3 protein-coding genes are annotated in these 2,090 nt (G+C 61.1%); 2 read left to right on the top strand and 1 reads right to left on the bottom strand.

Translation table 11 applies throughout. The features are described 5' to 3' along the window. Window positions 1–185 precede the first annotated feature (185 nt). Both Q1J43_RS00075 and Q1J43_RS00070 read left to right on the top strand, forming a co-directional pair. Entirely contained in the window at window positions 186–734 is a 549-nt protein-coding gene (locus tag Q1J43_RS00075) for a disulfide bond formation protein B (RefSeq protein WP_301100242.1), read from the top strand. 22 nt (window positions 735–756) lie between these two features. Continuing rightward, window positions 757–1,329: a demethoxyubiquinone hydroxylase family protein gene (locus Q1J43_RS00070; RefSeq protein ID WP_301100241.1), complete on the top strand. Its 573-nt coding sequence runs from the start codon at window positions 757–759 to the stop codon at window positions 1,327–1,329. A gap of 157 nt (window positions 1,330–1,486) precedes the next feature. On the opposite strand, the gene Q1J43_RS00065 is transcribed toward Q1J43_RS00070, so the two are convergent. After that, window positions 1,487–1,795 (bottom strand): hypothetical protein, encoded by a 309-nt coding sequence (locus Q1J43_RS00065; RefSeq protein ID WP_301100239.1) that lies wholly within the window; start codon window positions 1,793–1,795, stop codon window positions 1,487–1,489. Window positions 1,796–2,090: the final 295 nt, after the last annotated feature.

The following is a 2,090-nucleotide window of genomic DNA, read 5'->3' as shown; positions in this document are numbered from 1 at the left end:
TTTTTGTCCTCATATTGTCCATAAGGTGTGTTTTTGCGGCCACGGCACCTTAACGATTACCCTTTGTCCTGCTTGATTTCAGCATAAAATCAGCCTTTTCAGGCGCAAGTACGGCGCTGTGGATTTATCGCCGTGAAGGGCTTAATCATTACGGTCCTGTCCCTGCGATCCTGTTCGGTACCGTCATGAAGTCTGCGCTGCTTGATCTATGTAAAGGGCTCCTGAACCTTCCTGCCGCCGCTGCGGTCGTGATGGTGGTGTCGTGCGCGACCTTGGCCGTGGCGTTGACGGCGCAATATGGCTTCGGCCACACGCCTTGCGTCCTGTGCCTGTGGCAGCGGGCGCCTTATGCGGCAGCCTTCGTTCTCGCGTTGCTGTCCCTGCTGTCCCAGCCCTACGGCAGGGGACAGATGCTGTTGTTTTTCGCCCTGTGCCTGCCGCTGTTTCTCGCTGGCGCCGGCACGGCGTTTTTTCATACCGGCGTGGAGCTGCATTGGTGGCTCGGCACCGACGGCTGCGCGATCCAGCCCTTGCACGGCGAGGCGGACTCCAGTCTGCGGGAACGTCTGCTGGCGACGCCGACGGCGCGATGCGATCAGATCAGCGGCACGTTTCTGGGGCTGTCGATGGCCAACTGGAATATCGGCGCATCGCTGGCGCTGGCGGCTTTCACGCTGATCGTCATCATGCGCGAACTGCGCGGCAAGAACGCGAAGACCGCCCCAAAACCTTAAACCGCCGTTCCAGAGGCCCGTCATGCGGAAAAAATCGCCCCCGCCCCCCGCAGCAAAAAGACGCCTGCCCGGCGAGAAAGACCATGACGCGCTGCTGGCGCGCATCATCCGCGTCAATCATGCCGGAGAATTCGGGGCACAGCGCATCTACGCCGGACAGCTCTCCGTTCTCGGCAACAGCAAGGTCGGGCCGGCCATCCGCCATATGGCGCGGCAGGAAGACGAGCATCTGGCCGCCTTCGAAAAACTCATGGCCGACTATCAGGTCAGGCCGACGGCGTTGCACCCCCTGTGGCGGGTCGCAGGGTTTGCGCTGGGCGCGGCGACGGCGCGGCTCGGCGAGAAGGCGGCAATGGCTTGCACGGTCGCGGTGGAAGAAGTGATCGACGCGCATTACGGCCAGCAACTGGCGGCGCTGGAAGGCCGGAACGAGCCGGAACTGCGCCGCATGATCGCCAAATTCCGCGCCGACGAAAAAGAACACGAAATGAGCGGCCGCGCCCACGGCGCCACGGAAGCGAAGGGTTACCTCCTGCTGCGGGCGCTGATCCGCGCAGGATCAAAGACGGCGATATGGCTTTCGGAACGGATTTAGAGCCTTTACCCTTAAGGTGGAATCGTCATGCCAGCGCAGGCTTGCATCCCATTTTGTTGGCGACAGGCCCGTAACAAATGGGGCCCGCCTGCGCTGGGGTGACGGCAACTGGCTCCTCTTGTTCTGACTAAACGGATAGCGCTCTAGGGACGGCGGCTTAGTTGCTGCATCCCACATGCGTGGGGCTTAACACCACGCTGCGTTGCCCGGGGGCGCAGTCATCGACGATCACAGCGCGGGGCTTGGGTTCGTAGCAGCCGACGGTGCCGTCGCTGTGCATGACCGGATATCTGTCCCCGCATTTCGGCACGATCCCCGATTCGGGAATTGGCGCGCAGCCCAGCTTGCGGCCCTCCATTGAAACGGCGAATTCATAGTCCTTGCAAACGACCTCCTCCCGCGCCGCCGCAAAGGCAGACACGCAAGAAAGACTGAGCATTAAGGCTAGAACGATGGTCTTTCCCATTACGCGACACCCCTCAAACGGCAGCGGAACATGATCGGTAAACGGTTCGAGAAACGCAAGGCAAAAATCCATACGCCGCGAAGGGCGCAAAACAAAGGGCGGGAAAACGCCCCGCCCTTTTCTTTTCCGTCGCGTCGCCTGTTACCGCGAATAATATTCGATGACGAGGTTCGGCTCCATCTGCACCGGATAGGGCACGTCGCCCAGCGCCGGAGCGCGAACGAAAGTCCCCTTCATTTCCTTGTGATCGACCTGAACATAATCCGGAACTTCACGCTCGGACAGCTCGACGGCG

The organism is Propionivibrio sp., from assembly GCF_029255185.1.
Taxonomy (GTDB): domain Bacteria; phylum Pseudomonadota; class Gammaproteobacteria; order Burkholderiales; family Rhodocyclaceae; genus Propionivibrio.
Note: the sequence above shows the minus strand (reverse complement) of the source record. Positions and strands in the feature narration are given on the sequence as shown.

What these genes read in the sequence shown, in the direction of transcription:
- Q1J43_RS00070 (WP_301100241.1), top strand. Translation starts at nt 757, where the DNA reads ATGCGGAAAAAATCGCCCCCGCCCCCCGCAGCAAAAAGACGCCTGCCC.
- Q1J43_RS00065 (WP_301100239.1), bottom strand. Translation starts at nt 1,795, where the DNA reads ATGGGAAAGACCATCGTTCTAGCCTTAATGCTCAGTCTTTCTTGCGTG.
- Q1J43_RS00075 (WP_301100242.1), top strand. Translation starts at nt 186, where the DNA reads ATGAAGTCTGCGCTGCTTGATCTATGTAAAGGGCTCCTGAACCTTCCT.